The organism is Bacillus sp. NTK074B (genome assembly GCF_017303375.1).
GTDB lineage: Bacteria > Bacillota > Bacilli > Bacillales > Bacillaceae_B > Rossellomorea.
On sequence record NZ_JAFKOH010000003.1, the window covers coordinates 214,122 to 236,526 of the forward strand.

Genomic DNA, 22,405 nt, shown 5'->3' on the forward strand with positions numbered 1-22,405 from the left:
TCCATCCCTTCAAAAATCATTTAGTTTAAGTGTATATCGAATTATCATATGACATCAAGTTCAGTAAAAGGGCAACTTTAAATTAATAGAAATTTATACCAATTTCACCAATCCCATTGTTACAAAAATATTACTTTGTTACGGTGAATACAACTAATTAAGTTATATTTGGCTTAATTAGAAAAAAAAGGAAGGGGAGTTAAGCACAATACACAAATACATAAATGTTGGGGAGGAACTTCAATTGAAAAAGTTAATTATTGCCACGTTATTGTTAGTACCGAATTTTTTTATATCGAATGCTGTTCAAGCAGAGGATATTGAAGGAATCTTGTACTGGAACGGTAGTGCAGGTGAATTTCAAAGTGATGCGGTAAATCAGTATGATGATCAAGCAATTACTGAGATTGATGGATATGCAAATGCAGGTGAATATTTATTAAATCGTAATTGGTATTACGCAGGAGACGGTCATCGTATTCAATGGAAAGTAGGGTGGCGGGAAGCATATACGAATCAACCAAATGTAAGCTACAACTCTTCATATGTTAAGCCTTCGAAGGTTAGTTTTGTTTTTCAAGATGACGGCACTTTGACGGCTGCAATCGCTCATTTAGATTTAGATCAAGGAGAGTGGGGATATTTTAGTTTGAATTTCAAATCTGAATCTTCAGGGACTTGGGATTTCGAAAATACTCAGATGAGTGGGCATAAAATATTTAGCCAAATCAGAGGAGATTACGGTTCAACAACTGATGCTTTGACGGATTTTTCTTTTGAAGGATCTGGCGGAAGAACATACATTAACTAAGTGAGGGGTGTAGAAGTATGAAGAAACTAAAAATAATACTTACAGGTGTCATTTTAGCTATAGTGAGTTCAGGAATTGTTCTTTATCAACACGCAACAGCTACTTTTGATCCGAGTGAGATTCCGGAAGAACAATTTGATAAAAAACAAGAAATATATGATGGAAAAATAGAGTTCAAAGACAAGAATGGTAAAGTCTTTATGAAAGTGGATGGAGAATATTATCACAAAAATAAAGAAAAGGTAATGAAAGAAGCGAAAGAAAAGATTAAAGCCATAAAGGAAAAAGAGAGTAAAAAAGAGAAAGAATAGTAATAAGTAGTAGAAATAACCCAGAAAATTTATATTTTCTGTCCTATTTAACTAAGGATTTGGTGATATAAATTAACGAGTAAATTAGCAATACAATACAAACACAAAGCTTGGGGCATCCCAAGCTTTGTGCTTGTATTGCACTTATTAGATTTAAGCCCAAATCACTTAATAATACCAGTTCAAATACAATGATCTCTCCTATGGAATTTCAAGTTAACTGCGAATAATAATTAATTACGCATCACGTATCCCACCCACACTTAATGCCCATTATTTCAAAGTCTGCTTTTTTGAGGAATGCTTTTGTTCCATTAAATGGCCCTTTAATGGAAGAATGCCCTTTAAGCAAGGAACAGAATATAGAAATAAAGTAGCCTCCTTCTCTTTCAACAACGTAAAAAAACCGAACTAATTTGACACACTGAAGGTAAATTAGTTCGGTTTTCACTTATGCTTTTTTTGGGGGAGTACCTTTACTCACTCATATCTTCTTCCATATCCTTTTCATTCAGGTGATCCTCGACCTCCTGCATGGTTTTGAAGCTTGAAACGTCTGTCACTTCAAGTCCGTCGGTTTCAACTGCGACAAACCCGTCTGAGGATTGAAGGATTTGTGCTTTTATTTCTTCATTCCCGGTCAAGTTGTATTTCTTGACGAGGGTAGTTTCTCCTTTTTCCTCCATCGCTGTCAGTTCAGCAGAATAAGAATCGAGATCCATCCCCTTTTGGATTCGTTCCTGCAGCTTCTCACTGCCAAACAATTCGGCTGCCGGCTCGTCCATTTTCTGGGAATCCTGTTGGTCACTCATTTCTGCCGAATCGCCTGAGGTATTTTCTTCTGGTTCGGCCTCTTCTGAACCACATGCTCCCAGGATCGAGAGGGCGAAAAAAAGATTTCCTGCGATCAGTAATTTTTTCATGTCATTCTCCTTTCTTTGGTTTCTACGATACAATCTCTCATTTATTCATTATCCTTTTCGTGTTTTTGTTAAACATTGGAACATTCTCGAGCAATACAAAAAAGACAGCCCTGATTTGGATGTCTCTTCGTCTATATCCCCATTATTCTGCCCAACCATAAATAAATAGCAATGGTTGATAAAGAGACTAATAGTTGATTTGCGTCCTTAAAAAGAACGGAGAGATCTTACGTTTGTCGCAAGTAACATGGACATTCCCGCCTCCCATTCAGATGTGAAATCGGCCTTACTACAAGCCCTTAAGAATCTTTCCAGATATTTTGCGAGCAATCTAAGATGTTTTATACATTTAATTTATGGGAATATTACATTCCATTGCCCTCCGATGAACGGCAGGGGTAATGTATTCACTAAAAACATTAATCAATGAATGAAACTTAAGGAGGCTATTTTTACTATGAGTCGTTTTACAATTCCACGCGATATTTATTTCGAAGAGAATGCACTTGAAGTGTTACGGTCTTTTGAAGGTAAAAAAGCCGCACTCGTTATTGGAGGAGGTTCTGTTAAACGTAACGGAAACCTCACCAAGGTACAGGAACACCTGGCAGCTGCCAATATAGAAACAAAAGTACTGGAAGGTTACAATACAGAGCCGACCTTTGAAATGGTCAAAAAGGGCGCAAAAGAGCTGGATGAGTTCCAGCCGGATTGGATCATCGGAATCGGCGGAGGATCGGCGATGGATTCTGCCAAAGCGATCTGGCTCTATTATGAGCACCCTGATCTTGCTTTTGAAGATGCCATTAAACCATTCGAGCTGCCGCGACTTCGCAATAAAGCGAAATTCGCCGGTATCCCGACGACAAGCGGAAGTGGTTCAGAAGTATCCAACCTTTCTGTTCTGGCCGATGAAACCACGAACGTGAAATATCCAGTTGCTGACTTCGAATTAACGCCGGATGTCGCCATTATCGATCCGGTTATGATTAAAGAACTGCCGAAGCACATTGCTGCTTATACAGGGATGGACGCATTCACGCACTCGATCGAAGCTTATGTAGCGAAACCGCGTACTATGTATACGGATATCCTGTCACTTGGTGCTGCTGAAGTGATCAAGGATAACCTTCTTGCTTCTTATCAGGGCGACCAGGAAGCCGCTAAGAACATGCACACCATTCAAGCTATGGCAGGCATGGCCTTTGCCAACGCTGTACTCGGTAACGTGCACAGCCTTGCCCACAAAAGTGGTCCAACATTCGGCATTCCACATGGATATGCCAATGCGATTTACCTGCCTTACGTCATCCAGTTTAACCGTGAGGTCGTGGAAGATCGCTTTGCTGAAATCGCCCGCCGTCTGAACCTGAAAGGAAATAACGATACCGAATTGACTGATTCTCTTGTTGAATATATCTATCAATTGAACAAAGATCTCGGTCTTGCTAACACCCTTCAGGACTACGGTGTATCCGAAGAGGAGTTCAACAAGCATGTTGATATAATGGCTAAAAATGCTATGGAAGATCCATGCACAGGCACCAACCCACGTGAAACTAGTCAAGAACAAATGAAAGAGCTATTTAAAGCCGCTTTCTATGGCAAGGAATCTTTAGTGAAAGCGTAAAGATCAATTGAACAAATAAGTAAAGCAGAGCTTAGGGAATTTCCCAGGCTCTGCTTTTTTACTGGTGAACATGATTCTTCTCCGAGTGTTACTAGTCATCCCTGCCTTCTTCTCTTCCTCTTTTATTAGTAAGCAAAGGTAGAGTAAGAACCTTCACCACTCTTCCTCTCACCCCGTAAAAATAACTATGCTATACTAAAAGAAAAACAATATTCAGACTATTAAAAGGGGCCAAGTCCATGAAACCAAACATTATCGACATCGTTCAATCCCAGGTCATCGCTTCCATCAAGGAAGAAAGAGACCTAGAAAAGGCCATTCAGTCAAACGCCAACATCGTCTTCATCCTTACGGGCAATTTGATTACGATGAACGGCTATCTGAAAAAGCTGAAGGAAGCCGGTAAAACCACGTTTATTCATATTGATTTCATCGATGGACTGTCCAATACGAAGAGTGCCATTAAATACATAGCAGAAATATGGAAGCCGGCTGGCATCATAACGACGAGGAGCAATCTGATCAAGTATGCGAAGGAAGAAGGCTTGATGACGATCCAGCGCCTCTTTCTGATCGATCGCAATGCCCTTGAGAAGGGGATAGAAATTTCCCATAACTGCAAGCCCGATGCCATTGAAGTCCTTCCTGGTCTGATGCCTTCTGTCATTGACAGGCTGACTACGATGACGAGCCTGCCCATCATCGCTGGTGGCTTGATCAGTAATAAGCAGGATATTCTGAACGGGCTGAGTGCCGGTGCCCTCGCTATTTCTTCCGGGGATCCGAAGCTTTGGAATCTGGATGTTTGACTAGTAAGGACTGGAACTCCTCGGAGTTCCAGTCCTTTTAGGTCCCTACCTTTTTTTCTACATCGTCGTCTTCTTTTCTTTTTTTCCCGATCCACGGGAGGCGAATTCGTATGATCGTAATCTCCCGCTCTTCAAAGATATTTCCTATTTTCGTAATGATGAAGGTTACCATTGTGGCGAAGATGACGATGGAATAGAATCCTGCTCCAATGCCGATTCCGATTCCCCCCACGTAAAAAATCATCGCTGCTGAAGTGAGTCCTTTGACCCTCAATCCGTCCTTCAGGATCACGCCTGCACCAAGGAATCCCAGGCCGGATACGATCTGAGCTGCAAGACGGAAAGGATCCATCATCTTTCCGCTCCCTGGTTGACTGAGCATCTCGGCCCCTTCGATCGAGACGATCGTAATCAAGGTACAGGCCACTGATACATACGTATATGTTTTTAATCCAGCGGGCTTATTCTTGGATGTCCGGTCCCAGCCTATGATGAATCCTAATATAGCACTCACGACAATCCGGAAATAGATATCATGCTGCCAGAAAAACCTCGTTACTTCATTCATGTAATGCCCCATGACCTCTTCCTCCTTAAATGAAAAAGAGACCGCACCACAAAACGAATACATGATTTCTCCACAGTATTGTGAAAAAAATCATACCATTCGCTTCATAGGGGATCTCTTTTACTCTTCCTATCAAGCTTCATCATTCCTTTCATCATACACCAATTCCCGCTTCATTTCAATAATATATCTAAAAATTCTAAATATATAATAAATTAAACCAAAATGCCCATTTCCTAAAGATTAGGTCCATTGTATGATGGACTTAAACAGTGAATATAGTGGGTAGAGATGAGGAGAACCCTGTGTCAATCGTGTGTACGGTCATCGTGCACTCCATTGCCATGGGGCTCTTTTCTTTTTTACATAAACAAGAAAATAAGGAGGAAATGATCTTGAAAAACCACTCAATCACCCGGCTAGCCGCCTTTATTGCTTTGGCTTTCATCGGACTGCTACTGCTTCAGGTTCACAACGCAAGTGCGCAAGAAACCAATCCGCCCCTTATCATTACGGAAATCGTCACCAAATCTGCAGGGTCAGGACAGCCCTATGAGTACGTCGAAATCTATAATACCACCTCAGAAGCCATCAATCTGCAAGACTATCAGCTTCAATACTTCACAAGTAACTTCTCAAGCCCGGCCAACCGCTGGCCAATCGAAGATAAGATCATCCAGCCGAAAGAATCCCTCGTCCTTTGGTTAAAGAAATTGGCCTATCCTGATGTACCTCTATGGGACTTTAACTCCAACTATGAGATGTACCTTAGGCCAGATGATGTATACGAAGTCAAGCTGACCTCAACTGGTCAGGGATTGCATGACAGCAGCCTGCGTCAGGTAGGAATTGCGGACACAGACGGCACACTCCTCAGTACCGCTCTTATCAATGATGGAGAAGTCGACGGCATCACGAACCGGAGCATCACGTATCAGGCCACCAGCTCTAATGTGATGACCAAGATTAACAATGATGAACAGCCGACTCCAGGCGTCGTTCTGACCGGACAGGTAGCTGGCACTGCGACACCTGCAAACTTGACCGCAGCTCCTTCCAACCAGTCGGTTACCCTTGAGTGGGAAGCGACAGATGGTGCCGCTTCCTATAAAATCTACCAATCTGACGGATCAAACACTTCCACGGACGCTGCCACATCAATCATAAACGGGTTGGAGAATGGAAAGGCCTATACGTTCAGGGTGACATCCGTGGACGCAGAAGGAAATGAATCCCCTGCAACAAAAGAAGTCCGGGCCATCCCACAGGAAACCGTGGACAGTGAAGCCCCAGCCACGCCTTCCGGATTGAAAGCAACTCCAGGCAAGGATCATGTCAAGTTGCTTTGGAATGCCAGTCCAGAAAGTGATCTTGCCGGATACCGCGTCTACATCAACGGGACGCTTTACGGGACCGCTCCTGCTGACCAAAAGAGCATGAACGTATCCCCTCTGGAATTGAACAGGGAATACTCTTTCAAAGTTACAGCAATCGATCTAGTCGGAAACGAATCGGAACCTACAAAACCACTCGTCACAGGACCTAGTGAAAACGTACCGACACCAAACCTGTTGATTACGGAATTGATTCCGAATACAGATAACTATGCAGGTTATGATGCATTTGAATACTTCGAGCTTTATAACAACAGCCCGGACCCAATCGATTTGAAAGGATATCGGTTCGCGTCCTATAACTGGGATGAAGAAATCGGGGACACTCATATCTTAAAGCCTTGGGATACGGTGGTGATCTGGACCAGGAACACTAGCATCAACCCGGTCTCCCTTGAAGCGTTCAACTATAACTATTTTTATGGGTACAAGAGTAAGTATCTTCAGGAAGAGGATACCATCGTCCTCGGTGATATCGCCGGCCTGGTCAACAGCGGTAATACTCTGACCGTTTACGACCCTGATGGACGCGAAGTCGTAAGGGCCGATTATTCAGGAGAGGACGTTTTCCTGAAACAAACTGTCACCTATTCCTATCCAAAGGATAATACCAGGACGATGGAAAAAGTGGCCGCGGGTCAAAGTCCGACACCGGGATGGATCATTGAAGATCAAGCACCGGATCGTCCCGAGTCAAATGAGGAACCACCGCAAACACCAACCAACGTGGAAGCCACTGCCGGCAACGGAGAAGCCGTTTTAACCTGGGATGCTTCCAACGAAACCGATCTATATCGCTATCACATTTACAAAGATGGAGAGCTTGAATATTCCGTCGAACCATCACAGACCGACTTTACTCTTCACACGCTAGTCGGTCAACAAACATACACATTACAGGTAAGCGCAGAGGATACATCTGGAAACGTATCGGAGAAATCAGATCCTGTATCCGTCACACCGGATCATCAGCTCATCACCCAGGTGGAACGTTCCCAGCATGAGAAAGACCCCGCCTACCAAGACCTGTGGGATATCAGTACCGACGGCCCCGTGATCGCCGGACTATCAGAGGGGCTCGTTCCACAAGGATTGACCTATTATCAGAAAAAAGACTGGCTTCTTACCATCGGCTACGTCGATGATGGGATCCGACCGGGTACCATAACCGTTACAGACCGTAGAACGGGACAATTAGTGAAATCCGTTGTCCTCTACAACACGGATGGCACACCGTATACCGGACACGCAGGCGGAGTGACCGTCAGTCGTGATCACGGCTGGGTCGCCTCAGAGAATCACTTATTCAGCTTCGATTTAAGCGACCTGGTCAATGCACCAAACAACGGGGAATTCCAGTTCACCAACCAGATCCCCATCCCCGTCGAAGCGGCATACACCGTCTATGATGAAGGCAACCTCTGGGTCGGGGAATTCTATGAAGCAAGCTCCTACCCGACCGACCCCTCCCATCATATTGAAAACAGGGACGGAGACATGCACTACGCATGGATGATCGGATACGATCTACAACGAAACAACGACATGCTGAGTAAAGAGCAGTGGAATGGCTCACCTGACGTCAACGCCGTGCCGGATTACGTTTTATCGACGACAGGAAAAGTCCAGGGAGCCATCATGCAGAAGGCAGCAAGAAATGGCGTCACCCTCAGCACTTCCTATGGCAGGGCAAACGACAGTGTGCTGTATCGCTATGAATATCCGTTGAAGGAACAACCACATGCCTATGCCACTGTAGAAGGAAAACAAGTTCCATTATGGTTCCTGGATGGTCACACGGCAAAACCCCGTCAGAGCGTCGAAGCCATCCCGATGCCTGAGGGAATAGTGGAAATACAAAAAGAACTCTACGTCGTATTCGAATCCGGTGCCAACAAATACCGCTACACCACCACCTACCCGATGGACCGGATGCTTAAGATTGATATGAAGAAGTTGATGAAGGATGATAAGGGGATTGAGTAGGAGCAAATAATCAAGATTACTCCTTTTAGAAAGGTGAGTCCAGTTTGAGTAAACCAAAACCCCGGGCCTGAGGGTCCTGGGTTTTCACCTTACTGACCTTGCCATTTCAACCATCTCATTCTTCGATAAAAAAGAACTGTCCATTTGCAGATATGTCTCACCTTGAATCCAAGTGAGAAGACCACCGCTCATTCTCTTCCCATTTAATTTCCTTCCACTGTTTGCCCATTCTTGATAATATGCTTCCACACCATTTACATTTATTTTATATCTGCTTGAAAACTCTTCTTCAAGCCGTCTAATCTCATTTTCCGAGACCTTTCTTTCCTCAATCCCCAGCATGAGGTTTTCATCAGTTGAATCCATATAATGCAATCTAATGGTCTCCATATTTCTATCGTTATGTTCGTATGTTTTTATCTCCAAACTCCATTCTGAAGGGATTTTTACAGGAATAAGGACTTGAAAGTCAACCTCTTTCTTTACTTCCTCTATGGTAATGCTGTCGTGGTTATACTTCATCTCTTTAGCCAAACCTATTGAGGAGGAAATCATACACAAGGATAATAAGAGCATAAATGTAGAAATAAACCTCATAAAAAAACACCTCCTCTTTACTCAAATGTATCCACTATTATCTCCAATGCTTCATATAAAATGAGAAAAAAAAAGCGATTGCTGATAGCAACCGCTTGATACCTTTACTCTAACAAGTATTAGATCATTTCATCATAATATTTTTCCGGACCCAAAATGTGATTTGCCACAAAAAACGCTGCCTGGCTCTTAAACATGTCGCTATAAGAATGGTAACCCATCGCCAATCCGTCTAATTCATCAATACTTCCCTCGACACTGAATGTATCTGTAAGTAAATCTACAAGTACTGTCATATAGATGATCTCCTTGTATAAAATAACACCGGTTACTTGTTTATTGTTAAATCGACCTTAGTAATTCTATCCTTCACGCCTGTTGATTTGAATACAGTATATCCGACGCTTACGTTCCTCTTCACTGCAAATACACCACTCTTTAAATGTTTATATGCTTAGAAATTCAAATCCCCTTCAAAGCATCCTTATACCGCTGATAATAAGCCTCAACATTATTCAACAGCAGCAACTCTGTATACAAATACACCTTCATATTAAAATCATTAAAATCAATCGCCGTCAGTTCCTGTATCTTCTTGATCCGATAATTCAACGTGTTAGGATGGATGAACAGCTCACTAGCGGTCTGTTTCCCCTTTCCGTCATTCGCCAAATACACTTCAAGTGTCTTCAGGAGATCGGTCTGTTTCTTCACGTCGTTCTTGATCAATACGAGCAGATCATCGCTGTAATAATCCTTGGATGTGTTTTTCTCATAGAGCGTTGGCAAGTACCGGTAAATACCCAGATGAGCGAATTCCCGTGGCATGGATTCAGGACGCGGGCTGATGAAGTTAGCCGTTTCAATGACTTCTGATGCTTCCAGGAAGCTTTTTCTCATTTGATATAAGGTAGAGTATTCCTTCCCGATTCCGATCAGGAAGTTGTAGAATTCTTCTTCGCCTGTTTGCTCTTTCACCTTTTCAACGAGGTCTCTCGCTAGTTCCAGGGAAGAAGAAGGTGTGTCTGCTTTGCCGTAGAGAACGAGGATTACCTGGTATTCCGTTCGTAGTGAATAAATCTTTGCGTTGAAGCTGGATTCCTGGACGAGCTTCTCCAGTTGGTCGAGCATAGGCTTATAGTCCGAGGATGCGATGGAGTACACCGCTACCGTGAACCGTTCCGGCAGGGTCAGCTTGACGAGGGAGGCATCATGGCGGAGCTGGCTTTCACTTCCGTACTCGTGCTGCAGGAGATGCCACAGTACTTCTTCTTTTCTGTCCTTTTTGATATTGACCTTCGCGTACATATCATTGATCAGGTTTCCAAGATGTGCGGATATTTCTTCAAGGAATGCGAGCTCTTCATTTTCGAGGAGACGGCTGGATTCCTGAACCCAGATATATCCCATCGTGTTCCCCAGGTACTTCGCGGCAATGACGACACGCTGGTGGAATCCCAGCTCTTCCATCGCCTGCACCCGGATCGGATCCGAATGCTTTTCGAGTTGGTGGACGATGCCCTCTTTTTTCAGTCGATCGATGATGAAGACCGGACATTTCTTCGTGAGGATAGTCTTTAGCTGTGTTTGATCGAATTTATTAGAAGAAGAACTGTATGAAATCAGTTCGAAATTTTTGTTTTCTATGATGACGGGATTGCCCAGTTTTGAGCTGATCAATTCCGTTGCTTTGTGAATGTCTTCTGTTTGGAGGATGATATCTATTGCTTCCATAGGAATCTTACCTTTCCACGAATGTTTGTGACTCCTATTATAGCGTTAAATCCCCCAATAAAAAATGAAAAGCTCCCCCATAACGGGAGAGCTTTTCGTGTTCGATTTATTCTTCATCCATAAATGGATAGGTAATGTCTGTTGTTGGCGCAAAGTTTTCTTTGATAATACGAGGACTGGTCCAGCGAATCATGTTGAAAACAGAGCCTGCTTTATCGTTTGTACCAGAACCGCGTGAACCGCCGAATGGTTGTTGGTTGATTACAGCACCAGTTGGTTTATCGTTAATGTAGAAGTTACCAGCTGCACCAGATAGACGGCGTTCCAAGTGCATGATCGCTTCACGATCCTGTGCAAAGATCGCACCCGTTAATGCGTACATGGAAGCTGTATCCACTGAAGTAAGGGTTTCTTCTAATTGATCGTTTTGATATACATAGATCGTTAATACCGGTCCAAAGATTTCTTCGGTCATCGTTTTGAAGTTTGGATTCGTTGTCACGATAACAGTCGGTTGAATGAAGTATCCAACAGAATCATCATACGTACCGCCGGCAATGATTTCAGCTTCTTCAGAATCAGCCGCATAATCGATGTAGCTTGTGATGGAATCAAAGGCAGGTTGATCAATGACCGCACCCATGAAGTTCCTGAAATCACGGACATCACCTACTTTAAGCTTCGCCGTTTCTTCCACGACACCATTTTTCACTTCTTCCCACATGCTTGCCGGGATGTAAGCACGGGAAGCTGCTGAACATTTTTGACCTTGGTATTCAAATGCACCACGAACAAGTGCAGCGACTACTTTGTCTGCTTGTGCTGTTTCGTGAGCGAAGACAAAGTCTTTACCGCCTGTTTCCCCAACTAGACGAGGATATGATTTGTAGTTAGTGATGTTTTCCCCTACTGTTTTCCAGATCGTTTGGAAGACGCTTGTAGATCCAGTGAAGTGGAATCCGGACATACGTGGATCTGTTAATACCACTTCAGAAACTTGAGAACCGCGAGATGGGACGAAGTTGATAACGCCCTTAGGCAGTCCAGCTTCTTCTAAAATACGCATGAAGTAGTAGTTTGATAGGATAGCCGTTGTTGCCGGTTTCCACACGACTACGTTCCCCATGATTGCAGGAGCTGACGGCAGGTTACCACCGATTGCCGTGAAGTTGAATGGAGAGATTGCTAGTACGAAACCATCTAATGCACGGTATTCCAGGCGATTCCAGATGTTCTTCATGCTGTCCGGCTGCATTTGATAGATTTGGTTTGCATAATCCACGCCAAATCGTAAGAAATCAGCTAATTCTTGTGCCGCATCGATTTCTGTTTGGTACGCTGTTTTGGATTGACCTAACATGGTAGCCGCATTGATAACGTCACGGTATGGACCAGAAATTAAGTCCGCCGCTTTCAAGAAGATCGAAGCTCTGTGCTGCCATGGCATATTAGACCAAGAATCCTTCGCCGCCATTGCCGCTTCCACTGCATCGCGTAGCTCTTTTTCACCTGCTTGTGAATAGGTAGCCAACACATGTTTATGATCATGTGGCATCACGACTTGCTTCACTGTATCTGTCTTGATTTCCTCACCATTGATGATGACCGGGATCTCAACCTCAAGACCAGCTTGGCGTTCTAACTCAGCTTTTAGCGTTTCTCTTTCTTTCGTACCTGGGGCATATGTATTACCAGGCTCATTTGTAGGTGTTGGGATGTTGTAAATTCCGTTACTCATTCTCTTCACATTCCTTTCTGATTTCAATCTGTCTGGATGTTACTTGCTGAAGATTCCTTTTAATGCAAATGCGATGTTTGCCGGCCGTTCCGCCAGACGTCGCATGAAATACCCGAACCAGTCCTCGCCATATGGCAGGTATATGCGGACGGTATATCCTTTTTTCAATAAGTCGGATTGCAGTTGGTTCCGCATTCCGTAAAGCATTTGAAACTCGAAGCGATCATTCGGGATATTGTGTTCTTTCACTAATCCGATGGTGTAATCGATGATGGCTTCATCATGGCTTGCGACCGCTGTATAATGGCCGTTCAAGAGTTGCTTCTTGATGAGATGCTTCAAATTCTCATCCACCTTTTTCTTCTCCTGGAACGCCACTTTACCCGATTCATTATATGCACCCTTCACAAGCCTCAAATAAGGGGAATACTCATTGAGATCATCCACATCCTTGTCTGAAACATACAGATAGGATTGGATCACCGTCCCCACATTGTCGTACTTTTGACGGAGCTTCTTGTAAACGTCAAGGATGGCATGGCACCTCGTGGAATCCTCCATATCGAGAGTGACCGTGATTCCGCTTTCATTTGCCTTCGACAGAATCAACTCCATGTTTTCCAAGACAAGATCTTGACTGATATCCAATCCCAAGGAGGTCAGCTTAACAGAAATTTCAGTGTCCAGGCCATGATACGCGATGGCACTGATACTCTGAATACATCCTTGGACATTCTCCCGCACCACATCTGTGGAATCGACGAACTCACCAAGATGATCGACCGTTACCTGGAATCCCTCCTCGTTCAAATGCGTAATCAATGGAATCGCTTGTAAAAAGGTTTCTCCCCCTACAAGACTGTTAGCCCCAAATTTCGATCCCCACCGTTTGGCCATCTTATCCAATGCCTTATTGTGAGAAAGAAACATGAAAAAACGCTTACTGATTGCTTCCATGATTACAACACCTCCTTATAGTGACTGTTACCTCAAGAGCAAGGTGATTAAACGAAGAAATGTAAATCTTAAGAAAATTATAACGGGAATAGCGCCTCGGAAACAACGTGCTCGGGACACAAATATTTGTGGGTTGAGTTATGGTGGGAGCACAAAAGGGGGTGGTGGGTAGATCATAATATGACATAACAACGACTATGTAATGGAGAGTCGGTTTTTTTCCAAACTTTAGTTGTAAATGAATCCATAAAGTGTATAATTACACTATACATATTTTTACAAACAAGAAAATAATATAAAAATAGGGGGGAGTATCGTGTCAGGAAAAAGGTATTCTCGGTTAAGCTATGCATCTATTAGATTGGGAACTTTGTTGATTTTTCACCCATTATTAACGAACATTTTCCCGAAATATTTTATAGGTTTACAATTCACCGGTATCTCATTAACGCTGCTATTCAGTTTTTTAGCCTTTAAGAAAAGGAATGAGAAAAAATTATTGGCTTTTATAGGATTATAGCTAGCCATGATTATGCTCGTGTTTGTTGGACTCTTTCTGTATATCCCTTTTCATAAACACAGTCCTGTGTAAGAAATCCCCAAGAGGTTAACAGGCTTGTTTCAGTCTGATGGTTTATATATGATCCACACGCTATTATCGTATGGGGTGACTTAAATGAATAAGAAACGGATTTTCAACTTTATATTTATATTTATTTTCACTTTTCTTCTTATATCGATCTACTCTTTCTTTAATGGTATTCCTTTCGGTAGTTACATAGCAAAAGCAAAAATCACTGATTATGTGAAGCAAGTTTATGGCTTTAATGAAAGTGTCCCCAAACCTCAATTCAACTTAAAAAATTCATCCTATGAAGTGCATCTGCCTCAATTAGGAAACCACTTCTCCTATGACCTTTCAAGTAATCTAATTACCGATGAGAAGTTAGTAGCTGAGATAAATGATACTTTTCAAGGGCATTATAACAAATTAATAAATTCTTACTCGGGAAATATTGAGTGGCCCCCTGGATTCTTGTTTAGCTCGGTTTTAGCAAATGGTGAATATTCAAAGAATATGTCCCTGTACCAAAAAATGTATCTTTTAGGGATCATCAACCGCAAGAAAATTACTTCCGAGGACAGTTCTAAAATGCCTTCCATACTTACAAAAGAAATAATAGACAGACTCGGGGAAAGTTACAACATTACATCTCTTCAAGTGATATACACTGATTTAAATGGGCAATATGAAATTACATTAGATGGCAAGAAATCCATCTCAGTCGAAACATTGAAAAAGAAAACATCAAAGATGGAGCAAGTTGGGGAGGAAGACAAAGAATTAATCCGCGAACTAAATGAAAATTAGTGATTCAACGAAACACATCTTTCTCAAAAACTCTTTCGCACTCGGGAGCATTACTGCCAAAAGCAATAAAGGCAGGGGAAGACTACCGTCTCTATCATTTCCTTTCGACAAATTAGGGACGGATCCGCCTCTACCATCCCCTAAAAGAGTAGAGTAATAACCGGTCCCTCGTTGCTTTGCGGGTTGAGTTATGGTGGGGACACAAAAGGATAGACAGATGGAATAATTTGAAACTTCCTGTAATGGAGTTCCGTCTAATTAATAAACCTATGATAAGGGGAGTTTAAAATTGGAAAAGAAAAAGGGCATGATCCCTTCCATCATCTTCGGTTCTATTATTCTGTTGTCTATTCTGGCATTGACCTTCTTTATCTTTAATGGAGACTCTATTCTTGAGGGTATTAATGACGGATTCACAGACAATGTGTCCATAGCAGTTAAAGAGAAATAAATATTAGTCACGAGGGAGAATGAAATGACAAAATTCTTCATGATACTTATGGGGCTTTTTATTGTAACATCAAATGTTTTTGGATTTATTTCATATAAGAAAAAGAAGAGTCTATATTCTGCTGCCTTTACTATACTTCTTCTAGCAGTTTTATTTGCGGCCATCGGGGGATTACTAGCACTCTTCATTATTCGAGATCCCTTTGCCATATTTTATGGTCTGCAAGTTGGGTACTATTTACTGATTAATAGCCTGATTGTTTTATTGATTGCCATTGTAGTAAGTGTCGTAAAAAAATACAACATTGAAAATTGAGTAATTGGGTCATAATGAGTCTATGCAAAGCCCATTAAACATTCAGTGCGCAAGATTCATTTCTATTATTTTCCAAAAGACGCAAATGCGAACGAAAATGACGCAATAAATAAAAAAACGACGCAATTATTCGGAAAATGACGCAATCCCTAATGAAAATGACGCAATTATTGAGAGTCGGAGGTTCCATCTCAACCTTTTCCATTTGATCTTCTTCTGAAATCACTCGAAAAGCAGTGTAAGAAACCTTCCCCTGTTAATACGACATTGAGTTCCCCTGTAGGAACACAAAAAGGGGGTGTGGAGCACAAAAAACCAACGAATTTGACGTTCAAACTCGTTGGTTACTGGGTGCCCAGCGTAACAGTTTCCCTATTTCTTATATCATTTTATCCGCCAACAACCCCTTAACCGACTCCAACACATAATCCGGCGTCCAAACCGTCCCCCTCAAATCCTCCTCCGTTGTGATCCCGCTCAGTACAAGGGCCGTTCTCATCCCTGCTTCGATCCCCATCCGGATATCGGTCTCCAAGCGATCACCGATCATGACGCATTCTTCCGGCTTCAGTTGTAATATCTTCAGTGCTGCCTTGATGGTCAGGATGGAGGGCTTTCCAATCTGCACATCAATCTTTCTCCCGACAACGGCTTCCACCGCGCCGATCATCCCCGCACAGTCCGGGACATCGCCCGTTTCTACTGGACAGGTTTTGTCAGGATTGGTCGCAATCATTTTCGCGCCGAGTTTGATCGACTGGTAGGCAAAATTCAAATGGTCATAATGAAAATCCCGGTCCCATGACAGCACGACGATATCCACCTCGGCAGGTGTCATTCCTTCCCGGAATCCTGCAAGTGTCAGCTCATCCTTGATGGGTTGCTCACCAATCACATACAACGTCGCTTGGGGATGATATTCCCGTAAGTAGTCAATCAGCGTAACCGTCGGATTCAAAATGTTCTCAAGGTTAGCCTGAATATTAAACCCGTTCAACTTTTCCACATAGCGCTGACGTGATTCAATGGTCTTGTTGGTCAAAAACAGCACCTTTTTCCCTTCATTGAGAAGTGCATTGATGGTGGTGTCTGCTCCCTCTATCAATTGCTTACCGAGATACACGGTCCCATCCAAGTCAAAAATATACCCCTTTAGATTCTTCATCTGTACCCCTCCAAATTAGAAAAGCGCAAGCGCCTTGTTCAGCCCCCACCAACGTTTTTGGGCCGATCAGTGAAGTCGTTCTTTGTCCACCCCTCGGACCGAAACGTCTCGAGGGGGCTAGGCGCTGAAGCTGGACAATTCTCAAATTCAAGTCATTCTCTCTTATTACAATAAAAAATCCCTTGAGCATGACGATTTCTCCAATTGAACAATTGGATTTTTCGTCATACCCAAGGAATCTCCTCATCTTTATCCTTGTACCTATTCATTTACATGTGCTGTGTCATCAAATCTTCGCCGATGATGACCTTTGAAGTCTTGAGCTTCTCCACCTCTTCTTCATACGGTTCGCCGTCGGATAGGTGGACAAGAACGATTTTCCCGATTCTATCCACGTCATACTTTTCAACGATTTCACCAAGACTGCTGTGGTTGCCTGCCACTTTCCTCGCAGACGTTGCTTCATGGATTAACATATCTATATGGTCATACTCACCAATCCGTGCGTTGATTTCCGAATCACTGGAATATACGAGCACCCGTCCGGCACAACGTATTTCAAGCCCGACAGTGGGTACAGAATGCAAGGCCTTAAAACAGGAAAACGTCATTCCCCCTCCAGACAGAATTTCCGTTTCCCGATCACCATCAAATGTCTCGATTTCAATCGGAAAAGCAATCGGCCATTGATCGGCTTCCATCGTCGATAGCCATTCTTGGAGCTTCCTATCATTTCGCTCGTCACACAGAATCCTTAAAGGGTTTCTTCTGTCCTCAAGCCACATCCCCCATAGCAGGGAAGGTAAGCCGTAAATGTGATCAATATGAAAATGGGTGAACACGACTGCATCAAGTTTCCTCAAATCCATCTGCAACTGTTTCAGCTTCCTGCAAGGATTGCCGCTGACATCGACCAGCACATGATACTCATCATTCGAGAAGCAAATGGAGGTATTGTCGCGTTCCGAACCGGGATACGCACTCCCCGTTCCTAAAAAATGAATGTCCATCAGATTCCCTCCTACTTAATTCCTGAGTGCATAAAGCTCGATACGAATTGTTTTTGAAAAAGGAAGAATGCAATGACCAACGGCATGATGACCATGACCGTCCCGGCAGCAACCATCCCCCACTGCGCTCCTGTTTCATAGGATTGTGCAAATAACGCAAGTCCGACGGTCAATGGGCGGGACTCCACGGAATCCGTGATGATCAACGGCCACATGAAGTTGCTCCAATGGTGGCTGACGGATACCAGGGCAAAGGCTATATAGGTCGGTTTCGCCGATGGGATGTAGACATGCCACAGGGTTTGATACCATTTACATCCATCCATTCTTGCCGCTTCATCCAGATCAAATGGAACCTGCTTGAACGTCTGGCGCATCAGGAAGACTCCGAACGCCGAAGCCCAATACGGCATCATGACGGCAAGCTTCGTATTGACAAGTCCAAGCTGGCTGATGACCTGGTAGTTCGGAAACAGCAGGATTTCAGGCTGAATCATGAGCTGCAACAGGAACAGGATGAACAGCACATTCTTCCCGGTGAAGTTCACCCGTGCAAACGCATAGGCTGCAAGGGTAACCGTGACGATTTGAACGATCAACACGCCAAATACGATCACAAACGTATTGAAATAGTATTGCAGAAATGGGGCCGTCTCCCACGCCTGGATGTAGTTTTCAAACGTCGGATTCGTGACCCAGAACGGAAAGCCTCCATTAATCACTTGATTCCCCGGAGAGAAAGAAGTGACGACCACCCAAAGCAGGGGGATGAATGAAAGAATCCCTAGAACAATAATGATGCCATAGTTCAGTTTTTTCATCGTCGCTTCCCCTCCTAATAATGGATTTTCCGATCAAGATATAAATAATTGAAGGCAGTGATACCGAGCATGATGACGATCAGGATCACGGTCAGCACCGCGGCTTTACCAAGATCCCAGTTCGTAAACGCCGCTTCGTAAATATGGTAGAGTAATAGATTACTGGCATTATCCGGCCCACCTTTGGTCGTTATGTACAGGTGGTCGACGTTTTTGAATGAATTCGTGATTGCCACGATCATGACGAACAGCGTCGTCGGCATTAGCAGTGGGAACGTGATATGCCGGAACATCTGGAACGGTTTTGCCCCTTCCATCTCAGCAGCTTCGTACACGTCACTCGGCAAATTCTGCAAACCGGCCAGATAGAAGATCATAAAGAAACCCGCATCTTTCCAGATGATCATGACAATCATCGCCACCATTACGGTACCCGGATCCCCCAACCAGCTTGTATCACCGCGGCCGAACGTATGGAGAAAGTTATCAAGCAATCCATACTGAGGGGTGTAGATGAAAAGCCAAATATTCGCTACCGCAATGAGCGGTACGATCGTTGGATAGAAAAAGGATGTACGGAGCAAAGCACTTCCCGCCATTTTCTTATTCAACCAGATGGCAAGATACATCGCCAGGAACAGACTCGTGGGTACGGTGCCGATCATGAAGAGGATGTTGTTCAGGATAACCTTCCTGAATATTTCATCTCCAAAGACTTCCTTATACTGTTCCAATCCGGAAAATTGCAGCCTCGTCATCGGACCGCTGTAGAAGCTTAACTGAATCGACTTGAGCGTCGGATAAAACGTAAACAAGGTTAAAAAGATAAATGAAGGTAACAGCAACCCGTAGGCGAACAGATTATTCCTTGCCCGGGAACTGAATTTTCTATGCTTCGTTGTCATCGATCAGTCCCACCTTTCTTGTGAAAGGAGCCCAAGGGAAGTACACTGTCCACTTGAGCTCCATTTCATTCAATGCTTCACCTGTTGCCCTTTACTGAAATGGCTCCAACACGTCTTCTGCTTTCTTCTGTGCGTTATCCAATCCTTCATCCACAGGACTTTGACCCGTTAAGATCGATTGAATGTTATCATTGAAGATCTTCTGCACCTCACCATTTTGATAGGTTGCGAGTTCACTTTCTGCGTATTCAAGCTGCTCGCGGGCAACCAGTGCAGGAGGGAATTCCTCAACATATTTCTTCAACACGTCTGTCTCATAAGCCGATTCCGTGGTGGCGACATATCCTGTATCGATGGACCACTGAGCCACACGCTCCGGTTCAGTCAGGAATTTCATGAACTTGATGGCCGCTTCCTTGTTGGCTTTTGGCAGGTCTTTGAACAAGTAGATATTTCCGCCTCCTGTAGGGGAACCGTATTGCTCATTCGCCGGCAGGAATGACACACCGAAATCAAAGTCCGCATTGTTCTTCACATTGGTCAGGTTCCCCGTCGTATGATACATCATCGCCGTTTTTCCACTCAGGAAGTCTGAAGGAACCGTCGCCCATTCAATGACACCCTCCGGCATGATTTTATGTTCCTTCCCAAGGGATAACCAGAAATCCATTGCTTCTTTTGCATATGGAGCATTGAAATATACTTCTTTTCCATCCTGGGACATGATATTCTTTTCTGTCTGAAGAGCCAGAGCCTGGAACATCCAGTACTGATAGCCGGTACTTGGAATTTCAAGACCCCACTGGTCCTTTCCGCTATTCTTCGTCAGCTTCTTCCCGTATTCCACGAGCTGATCCCAGTTTTCAGGTGGAGCTTCCGGATCAAGCCCGGCTTCCTTGAAAGCATCCTTATTGTAGTAAAGGACGATTGTACTTCGCTGGAACGGTAAGCTGTACACTTTATCCCCGATGGAAGAGTTCGCCATGAATCCATCATAGAAATCATCCAGATACTTTCCATCGAACATCGGCGTCAATTCCTCAATCAGGTCATTCTCAAGCAACGTAAAAAGGTCGATGGAGAATAATACGGCAAGCTCAGGTGAATTTCCTGCCTGTGCCGATGCCATTACCTGGGTCATCGTTTCGGCATAACTGCCTCCGTATTTCGCATTCACCTTGATGTCGGGATTCTCTTTCTCGAAATCAGCCACAAACCCATCCACGACCTTCGCTACATCCCCGCCCACCGCTACCGGGAACCAGAAATCGATTTCAGTCGTTTCGCCCCCAGCGGTATCACTGCTGCTGCATCCGGCAAACACAACCATCAACACTAAAACGAATGATAAAAGCCTGATCTTCATGTCATTTCCTCCCCTTTTTTTTCATAAAAAAACCCATGAACAATAAACTGCAGCACAAAAATGTGGCATGCATTTTATTGGTCACAGGGATTCTCCGCATCTCTACCCTTAGACTAAAACCTGTCTAATATATATGTCTGATTATTCACAATAATACAACATTAACTAAAAGTTGGCAATGAAATTCTTCTTATTTACATATCTTTTACAAAATAAAAAGCGGGAACAGATCATCCGTTCCCACCCTGCATTTAGTCGTCTTTCTCATCATTTTTCTTCCGCAGCTTCGGCAGACTCATGGCCTTGATCTCCCGTTCTTCAAAGAAGTTACCGATCCTCGTCATGATGAAGGTGACAAGGGTGGCGAAGATGACAATCGAATAAAACCCTGCTCCGATACCGATTCCGATACCCCCAACGTAGAAAATCATCGCAGCCGACGTGAGCCCTTTCACCCGCAGTCCATCTTTCAGGATCACCCCTGCACCCAAGAACCCGAGCCCCGATACGATCTGGGCAGCGAGACGGAGGGGATCCATCATTTTCCCGCTATCCGGCTCACTGAGCATTTCGGCACCTTCAATCGAGACGATCGTGATCAACGTACATGCCACCGAAACGTACGTATAGGTTTTCAAACCGGCCGGCTTGTTCTTAGATGACCGGTCCCATCCGATGATGAACCCCAACACCGCACTCACCACGATTCGGAAATAGATGTCATGCTGCCAGAAGAAGTCCGTTAATTCATTTATGTAATGCGTCATGATGGCATCCTCCCTAAACAAAAAAGGGAACCCACCCAAAACGAATCTGCCTATTCTGAAAAAAATCATACCGTTCGCTTTGTGAGTGTCCCTTTATACTTTCCATTATGATTCGTTCGTTAAAATTTTCTTTTTATCGTACACTAATTATTTTATGATCGCAATGCTGTTTTTAGTGGGGAGGATGTTCGTGGAACATTACACTGCCCTCTTGCCTTAAAACCCTAAAAATATTTAATGTAGAACTAGCCGTAGTAAATTAGGGGAGTTTATAAGCGGAATTTTTCCGGTTATAAGCAGCTCGGACCTTGTTTTTGGAATCTATAGGCGGAGGATTTCCGCTTATGCACAAAAAAATCCAACTATTTTTGTATTTCCTGGTGAATAGGCGGAATTCTTCCGTCTATTTCGGCTATTTTTAATAGTAATAACTAATTAAGCGGAATTTTTCCGTCTATTTATCAGATCAGGTGCTTAGCCTGAAAACTGAACCCTTAATTTTATCCCACTGCTTTAAATTTGAAGCGACTATTAATCTGTTATCTCCGCAAACGCCTTCCCATTCTTCAATAAAAATTCAATCGTATACTCATCATCACGAATTTGCTCTTTCGATTCAGGTAAATCCAAATACATTTGTACTGCTTTTTCAATTTCTTTAATCTGCTCTTGAGGAAGTGGTTTATCCAGATCTGTTTTTATCCAAACATAAGAGTGTCCATCCTTCACCTGGTACGATAGCCCAGCCAATTTATATGTCGATTTCCCTGCCATG

22 protein-coding genes are annotated in these 22,405 nt (G+C 43.5%); 8 read left to right on the forward strand and 14 right to left on the reverse strand.

Annotated elements, in window-relative coordinates; genetic code table 11:
• Positions 1 to 244: 244 nt before the first annotated feature.
• Both JI667_RS07095 and JI667_RS07100 read left to right on the forward strand, forming a co-directional pair.
• Complete coding sequence (locus JI667_RS07095) at positions 245 to 811, forward strand: hypothetical protein (RefSeq protein WP_206851504.1); 567 nt, start codon at positions 245 to 247, stop codon at positions 809 to 811.
• 17 nt (positions 812 to 828) lie between these two features.
• Positions 829 to 1,122, forward strand: a complete 294-nt coding sequence (locus tag JI667_RS07100) for a hypothetical protein (RefSeq protein ID WP_206851506.1) — start codon at positions 829 to 831, stop codon at positions 1,120 to 1,122.
• 476 nt (positions 1,123 to 1,598) lie between these two features.
• Here the strand turns inward: JI667_RS07100 and JI667_RS07105 are convergent, their stop codons facing one another.
• Positions 1,599 to 2,045 (reverse strand): hypothetical protein, encoded by a 447-nt coding sequence (locus JI667_RS07105; RefSeq protein ID WP_206851508.1) that lies wholly within the window; start codon positions 2,043 to 2,045, stop codon positions 1,599 to 1,601.
• 457 nt (positions 2,046 to 2,502) lie between these two features.
• Here JI667_RS07105 and JI667_RS07110 point away from each other — a divergent pair, with 457 nt between their 5' ends.
• A complete protein-coding gene (locus tag JI667_RS07110) occupies positions 2,503 to 3,675 on the forward strand; it encodes an iron-containing alcohol dehydrogenase (protein ID WP_206851510.1) in 1,173 nt (390 codons plus the stop codon).
• Positions 3,676 to 3,914: 239 nt separating this feature from the next.
• Positions 3,915 to 4,484: a glycerol-3-phosphate responsive antiterminator gene (locus tag JI667_RS07115; RefSeq protein ID WP_206851512.1), complete on the forward strand. Its 570-nt coding sequence runs from the start codon at positions 3,915 to 3,917 to the stop codon at positions 4,482 to 4,484.
• 37 nt (positions 4,485 to 4,521) lie between these two features.
• Here JI667_RS07115 and JI667_RS07120 read toward each other — a convergent pair whose 3' ends face one another.
• The gene (locus tag JI667_RS07120) at positions 4,522 to 5,052 is read right to left on the reverse strand and encodes an MgtC/SapB family protein (RefSeq protein WP_206851856.1); all 531 of its coding nucleotides are present in this window, start codon (positions 5,050 to 5,052) and stop codon (positions 4,522 to 4,524) included.
• A gap of 305 nt (positions 5,053 to 5,357) precedes the next feature.
• On the opposite strand from JI667_RS07120, the gene JI667_RS07125 reads away from it, so the two are divergent.
• The gene (locus tag JI667_RS07125) at positions 5,358 to 8,432 is read left to right on the forward strand and encodes a lamin tail domain-containing protein (RefSeq protein WP_206851514.1); all 3,075 of its coding nucleotides are present in this window, start codon (positions 5,358 to 5,360) and stop codon (positions 8,430 to 8,432) included.
• Between the two features lie 84 nt (positions 8,433 to 8,516).
• On the opposite strand, the gene JI667_RS07130 is transcribed toward JI667_RS07125, so the two are convergent.
• From JI667_RS07130 to JI667_RS07150, 5 genes are all read right to left on the reverse strand, one after another.
• A complete protein-coding gene (locus tag JI667_RS07130; RefSeq protein ID WP_206851517.1) occupies positions 8,517 to 9,029 on the reverse strand; it encodes a DUF4367 domain-containing protein in 513 nt (170 codons plus the stop codon).
• Positions 9,030 to 9,148: 119 nt separating this feature from the next.
• Positions 9,149 to 9,325, reverse strand: coding sequence for a hypothetical protein (locus JI667_RS22585; protein ID WP_211201227.1), 177 nt, complete (start codon positions 9,323 to 9,325; stop codon positions 9,149 to 9,151).
• A 166-nt stretch (positions 9,326 to 9,491) separates the two neighbouring features.
• On the reverse strand, positions 9,492 to 10,763 hold the full coding sequence (locus JI667_RS07140) for a PucR family transcriptional regulator (protein WP_206851519.1): 1,272 nt from the start codon (positions 10,761 to 10,763) through the stop codon (positions 9,492 to 9,494).
• 106 nt (positions 10,764 to 10,869) lie between these two features.
• A complete protein-coding gene (gene pruA, locus JI667_RS07145; RefSeq protein ID WP_206851521.1) occupies positions 10,870 to 12,501 on the reverse strand; it encodes an L-glutamate gamma-semialdehyde dehydrogenase in 1,632 nt (543 codons plus the stop codon).
• A 39-nt stretch (positions 12,502 to 12,540) separates the two neighbouring features.
• The gene (locus JI667_RS07150; protein ID WP_206851522.1) at positions 12,541 to 13,458 is read right to left on the reverse strand and encodes a proline dehydrogenase family protein; all 918 of its coding nucleotides are present in this window, start codon (positions 13,456 to 13,458) and stop codon (positions 12,541 to 12,543) included.
• Positions 13,459 to 14,134: 676 nt separating this feature from the next.
• On the opposite strand from JI667_RS07150, the gene JI667_RS07155 reads away from it, so the two are divergent.
• The 3 genes from JI667_RS07155 to JI667_RS07165 all read left to right on the forward strand — a co-directional run bounded on the left by JI667_RS07155 (position 14,135) and on the right by JI667_RS07165 (position 15,596).
• Positions 14,135 to 14,830: a hypothetical protein gene (locus JI667_RS07155; protein WP_206851524.1), complete on the forward strand. Its 696-nt coding sequence runs from the start codon at positions 14,135 to 14,137 to the stop codon at positions 14,828 to 14,830.
• A 289-nt stretch (positions 14,831 to 15,119) separates the two neighbouring features.
• A complete protein-coding gene (locus JI667_RS07160; RefSeq protein WP_206851526.1) occupies positions 15,120 to 15,281 on the forward strand; it encodes a hypothetical protein in 162 nt (53 codons plus the stop codon).
• Positions 15,282 to 15,305: 24 nt separating this feature from the next.
• Positions 15,306 to 15,596: a 3-isopropylmalate dehydrogenase gene (locus JI667_RS07165; protein ID WP_206851528.1), complete on the forward strand. Its 291-nt coding sequence runs from the start codon at positions 15,306 to 15,308 to the stop codon at positions 15,594 to 15,596.
• Positions 15,597 to 15,975: 379 nt separating this feature from the next.
• Here JI667_RS07165 and JI667_RS07170 read toward each other — a convergent pair whose 3' ends face one another.
• From JI667_RS07170 to JI667_RS07200, 7 genes are all read right to left on the reverse strand, one after another.
• A complete protein-coding gene (locus tag JI667_RS07170; protein ID WP_206851532.1) occupies positions 15,976 to 16,761 on the reverse strand; it encodes an HAD-IIA family hydrolase in 786 nt (261 codons plus the stop codon).
• 269 nt (positions 16,762 to 17,030) lie between these two features.
• Positions 17,031 to 17,771, reverse strand: coding sequence for an MBL fold metallo-hydrolase (locus JI667_RS07175; RefSeq protein WP_206851533.1), 741 nt, complete (start codon positions 17,769 to 17,771; stop codon positions 17,031 to 17,033).
• 11 nt (positions 17,772 to 17,782) lie between these two features.
• On the reverse strand, positions 17,783 to 18,592 hold the full coding sequence (locus JI667_RS07180; protein ID WP_034756365.1) for a carbohydrate ABC transporter permease: 810 nt from the start codon (positions 18,590 to 18,592) through the stop codon (positions 17,783 to 17,785).
• 14 nt (positions 18,593 to 18,606) lie between these two features.
• The gene (locus JI667_RS07185; protein WP_206851535.1) at positions 18,607 to 19,497 is read right to left on the reverse strand and encodes a carbohydrate ABC transporter permease; all 891 of its coding nucleotides are present in this window, start codon (positions 19,495 to 19,497) and stop codon (positions 18,607 to 18,609) included.
• A gap of 91 nt (positions 19,498 to 19,588) precedes the next feature.
• On the reverse strand, positions 19,589 to 20,863 hold the full coding sequence (locus JI667_RS07190; RefSeq protein ID WP_206851537.1) for an ABC transporter substrate-binding protein: 1,275 nt from the start codon (positions 20,861 to 20,863) through the stop codon (positions 19,589 to 19,591).
• A 251-nt stretch (positions 20,864 to 21,114) separates the two neighbouring features.
• Entirely contained in the window at positions 21,115 to 21,630 is a 516-nt protein-coding gene (locus JI667_RS07195) for an MgtC/SapB family protein (RefSeq protein ID WP_206851540.1), read from the reverse strand.
• 531 nt (positions 21,631 to 22,161) lie between these two features.
• On the reverse strand, positions 22,162 to 22,404 hold the full coding sequence (locus tag JI667_RS07200) for a hypothetical protein (RefSeq protein ID WP_206851541.1): 243 nt from the start codon (positions 22,402 to 22,404) through the stop codon (positions 22,162 to 22,164).
• Position 22,405: the final 1 nt, after the last annotated feature.

What these genes read in the sequence shown, in the direction of transcription:
- JI667_RS07100 (WP_206851506.1), top strand. Translation starts at nt 829, where the DNA reads ATGAAGAAACTAAAAATAATACTTACAGGTGTCATTTTAGCTATAGTG.
- JI667_RS07105 (WP_206851508.1), bottom strand. Translation starts at nt 2,045, where the DNA reads ATGAAAAAATTACTGATCGCAGGAAATCTTTTTTTCGCCCTCTCGATC.
- JI667_RS07110 (WP_206851510.1), top strand. Translation starts at nt 2,503, where the DNA reads ATGAGTCGTTTTACAATTCCACGCGATATTTATTTCGAAGAGAATGCA.
- JI667_RS07115 (WP_206851512.1), top strand. Translation starts at nt 3,915, where the DNA reads ATGAAACCAAACATTATCGACATCGTTCAATCCCAGGTCATCGCTTCC.
- JI667_RS07120 (WP_206851856.1), bottom strand. Translation starts at nt 5,052, where the DNA reads ATGAATGAAGTAACGAGGTTTTTCTGGCAGCATGATATCTATTTCCGG.
- JI667_RS07130 (WP_206851517.1), bottom strand. Translation starts at nt 9,029, where the DNA reads ATGAGGTTTATTTCTACATTTATGCTCTTATTATCCTTGTGTATGATT.
- JI667_RS22585 (WP_211201227.1), bottom strand. Translation starts at nt 9,325, where the DNA reads ATGACAGTACTTGTAGATTTACTTACAGATACATTCAGTGTCGAGGGA.
- JI667_RS07140 (WP_206851519.1), bottom strand. Translation starts at nt 10,763, where the DNA reads ATGGAAGCAATAGATATCATCCTCCAAACAGAAGACATTCACAAAGCA.
- pruA (WP_206851521.1), bottom strand. Translation starts at nt 12,501, where the DNA reads ATGAGTAACGGAATTTACAACATCCCAACACCTACAAATGAGCCTGGT.
- JI667_RS07150 (WP_206851522.1), bottom strand. Translation starts at nt 13,458, where the DNA reads ATGGAAGCAATCAGTAAGCGTTTTTTCATGTTTCTTTCTCACAATAAG.
- JI667_RS07155 (WP_206851524.1), top strand. Translation starts at nt 14,135, where the DNA reads ATGAATAAGAAACGGATTTTCAACTTTATATTTATATTTATTTTCACT.
- JI667_RS07165 (WP_206851528.1), top strand. Translation starts at nt 15,306, where the DNA reads ATGACAAAATTCTTCATGATACTTATGGGGCTTTTTATTGTAACATCA.
- JI667_RS07170 (WP_206851532.1), bottom strand. Translation starts at nt 16,761, where the DNA reads ATGAAGAATCTAAAGGGGTATATTTTTGACTTGGATGGGACCGTGTAT.
- JI667_RS07175 (WP_206851533.1), bottom strand. Translation starts at nt 17,771, where the DNA reads ATGGACATTCATTTTTTAGGAACGGGGAGTGCGTATCCCGGTTCGGAA.
- JI667_RS07180 (WP_034756365.1), bottom strand. Translation starts at nt 18,592, where the DNA reads ATGAAAAAACTGAACTATGGCATCATTATTGTTCTAGGGATTCTTTCA.
- JI667_RS07185 (WP_206851535.1), bottom strand. Translation starts at nt 19,497, where the DNA reads ATGACAACGAAGCATAGAAAATTCAGTTCCCGGGCAAGGAATAATCTG.
- JI667_RS07190 (WP_206851537.1), bottom strand. Translation starts at nt 20,863, where the DNA reads ATGAAGATCAGGCTTTTATCATTCGTTTTAGTGTTGATGGTTGTGTTT.
- JI667_RS07195 (WP_206851540.1), bottom strand. Translation starts at nt 21,630, where the DNA reads ATGACGCATTACATAAATGAATTAACGGACTTCTTCTGGCAGCATGAC.
- JI667_RS07200 (WP_206851541.1), bottom strand. Translation starts at nt 22,404, where the DNA reads ATGGCAGGGAAATCGACATATAAATTGGCTGGGCTATCGTACCAGGTG.